Genomic DNA, 2,604 nt, shown 5'->3' with positions numbered 1-2,604 from the left:
GGTGAGGAGCAGGCGCAGGGGGGTGAAGGCGTGGGCGAGGGCGGCGCGGGCGAGGGTGAGGAAGGCGGCTTCGCCGTGGGCCAGCCAGAGGCCGCAGAGGAGTGCGGCGAGGAGGTGGGCGGCGAGCATCCCCGAGGTCATGTCCATACCCGTGGACATGGCTTCCGGCAGGGGTGTGTGCGGGGCCGGGGACGTGCCGTGGGTGACGGTGTTCGTCATCGCGTGCATGCCGTGCATGGCGTGCGTGTCATGCATGCCGGCCGGGTCGTGCGGGGTCGCCGGGTGGCCCGTGTCGCCCGCGTGGGAACCGGCCAGGGAGAACAGCAGGTGCAGGGCTCCCTGGAGGACGAACAGCGCGCCCGCGATCGCCCCGGCGCCCCGGCGTCGGCCCGCGGCGGCCCACGCGGCGGCGGCCGTCAGCGCGAAGGCGCCGAGCAGGGCGAGCGGGGGGAGCTGATGCGCGGACATGGAGGAGTGCCCCACCGCGGCCAGCGTCACGCACACCACCGCGAAGAGGGCGGCTCTCAGGGCGCGCAGGGGCGACCGGGCATCCGTCATCGCCCGTCATGGTGCCACCCCGTTCCCCGGTGGACGAGACCCCCCTCCCGAACCGGTGACGTTCCTCCCGGGCCGATGGTCCTTCTCCCGTGGCGGAATCCTCCGGCAGCGAAAGGCCCTGGTCCCGGGCGTCCTCGCCGGGCACGCTCCGATCATGAGACTACTGATGCTCGGAGGTACGGAGTTCGTCGGCCGCGCGGTCGTCGAGGCGGCGCTCGACCGGGGCTGGGAGGTGACGGTCTTCCATCGCGGCCGGCATGCGGCGCCCGCGGGGGTCGCCTCGCTGATCGGGGACCGGACGACCGGCCCCGAGGGCCTCGCGGCGCTCGCCACGGGGTCCTGGGACGCCGTGGTGGACACCTGGTCGGCGGCGCCGTCCGCGGTGCGGGACGTGGCGCGGCTGCTCGCGGGCCGGGTCGAGCGGTACGCGTACGTGTCGAGCCGGTCGGTGTACGCGTGGCCGCCGGCGGCCGGGCTCGGCGAGGACGGTCCGCTGGTGGAGGGTTCCGCCGACGACGGGGACGTGCCGTACGCCGAGGCCAAGCGGGGCGGGGAGCTCGCGGCGACCGCCGCGTTCGGCGCGGACCGGACGCTGCTCGTCCGGGCGGGCCTCATCCTCGGGCGGTACGAGAACGTGGGCCGGCTCCCCTGGTGGCTGGGCCGGATCGCGGAGGGCGGCCCGGTCCTCGCGCCCGGGCCGGCGGATCAGCCGGTGCAGTACGTCGACGTGCGGGACCTCGCCGAGTGGACGCTCGACGCGGTGGCCGCGGGGCTTTCGGGGCCGTACAACCTCGTGTCGCCGCCGGGTCACGTGACGATGGGCGAGCTGCTCGACGCGTGCGTGGAGGTCACCGGTTCGGGCGCCGAACTGTGCTGGACCGCGCCGGAGGCGCTGGTCGGGGCGGGGGTCGAGCCGTGGTCGGAGCTGCCCGTGTGGCTGCCGCCGGGCGAGATGTACGACGCGATGCACACCGCCGACGTGTCCCGGGCGCTCGGGGCGGGGCTGCGCTGCCGGTCGGCGGCGGAGACGGTCGCGGACACCTGGGCGTGGTTGGAGTCGGTCGGCGGGACCGCTCCCCAGCGGCCGGACCGGCCGCGGGTCGGCTTGTCCCCGGAGCGGGAGGCGGAGGTGCTGGCGGCGCTCGCGAAGGGGTGAGGCCCGGGGTGGGGGGAGTCCCGTGACGGGTGCGGCGAAGTCCGGCGGGCGCGGCGGGTGGCCTGGACTGCTGGGAGCGGGATGTTCCCTTACGGTCGACACGAAGAGCGTTCGTACCGGAGGAGTCGACGTCATGCCCGCCATCCCCGCCGCCTCCGTCGCCAACCTCCGCGACCTGGGAGGTCTGCCGCTCGCCGCGGGCCGTTCGGTCCGTCCCGGGCTCGTGCTGCGCTCCGCCCAGCTCGACCGGCTCGACCCGGCCGACCCCGCCGTCGCCGCGCTGGGCCTCCGTACGGTCGTCGACCTCCGTACGGACGTCGAGCGTGACGAGCGGCCCGACCGGCTGCCGCCCGGTGCGCGGGGTCTGGTCGCGGACGTGCTCGCCGACCATCTGGCGATCAGCGGGCTGCCTCCCGCGGCCCGGCTGAAGGAGCTGCTGTCCGATCCGGCGCTCGCCGAGGAGCACCTGGGCGCGGGCCGGGTGCGGGAGGCCTTCGCGCGGACGTACCGGACGTTCGTCTCCGGGGAGTCCGCCCGGGCCGCCTACCGCGTCCTGCTGACCGAGCTGGCCGCTCCGGACGCCGGTCCGCTGCTCTTCCACTGCACGGCGGGCAAGGACCGGACGGGGTGGGCGGCGACGGTGGTGCTGTCGCTGCTCGGCGCGGACGAGGAGACGGTGCGGGAGGAGTACCTGTCGGTCAACACGGCGGTACGGCAGGCGTTCGCGCCGCTGATCGAGGGGTTCACGGCGCAGGGCGGCAACCCGGATCTGGCGCTCGACCTGATCGGCGTCCTGCCGGGGTACCTGGACGCGGCCTTGGACGAGGTGGCGGTGCGGCACGGGTCGATGGAGCGGTACGTGCGGGAGGGGCTCGGGGTCCCGGACGGGG

3 protein-coding genes are annotated in these 2,604 nt (G+C 75.7%); 2 read left to right on the top strand and 1 reads right to left on the bottom strand.

Features of this window, described 5'->3' with window-relative positions:
* On the bottom strand, positions 1 to 558 hold a 558-nt coding region (locus tag EAO70_RS26175), incomplete at its 3' end, for a hypothetical protein (protein WP_148005373.1).
* Between the two features lie 154 nt (positions 559 to 712).
* On the opposite strand from EAO70_RS26175, the gene EAO70_RS26170 reads away from it, so the two are divergent.
* Together EAO70_RS26170 and EAO70_RS26165 are read left to right on the top strand one after the other, a co-directional pair.
* Positions 713 to 1,714 carry an NAD-dependent epimerase/dehydratase family protein gene (locus EAO70_RS26170; RefSeq protein WP_148005372.1) on the top strand — a complete coding sequence of 334 codons (1,002 nt, stop codon included), beginning with the start codon at positions 713 to 715 and terminating at the stop codon, positions 1,712 to 1,714.
* Positions 1,715 to 1,847: 133 nt separating this feature from the next.
* On the top strand, positions 1,848 to 2,604 hold a 757-nt coding region (locus EAO70_RS26165; protein ID WP_148005371.1), incomplete at its 3' end, for a tyrosine-protein phosphatase.

The organism is Streptomyces sp. adm13(2018) (genome assembly GCF_008042145.1).
In the GTDB taxonomy this organism is placed as follows: domain Bacteria; phylum Actinomycetota; class Actinomycetes; order Streptomycetales; family Streptomycetaceae; genus Streptomyces.
Note: the sequence above shows the minus strand (reverse complement) of the source record. Positions and strands in the feature narration are given on the sequence as shown.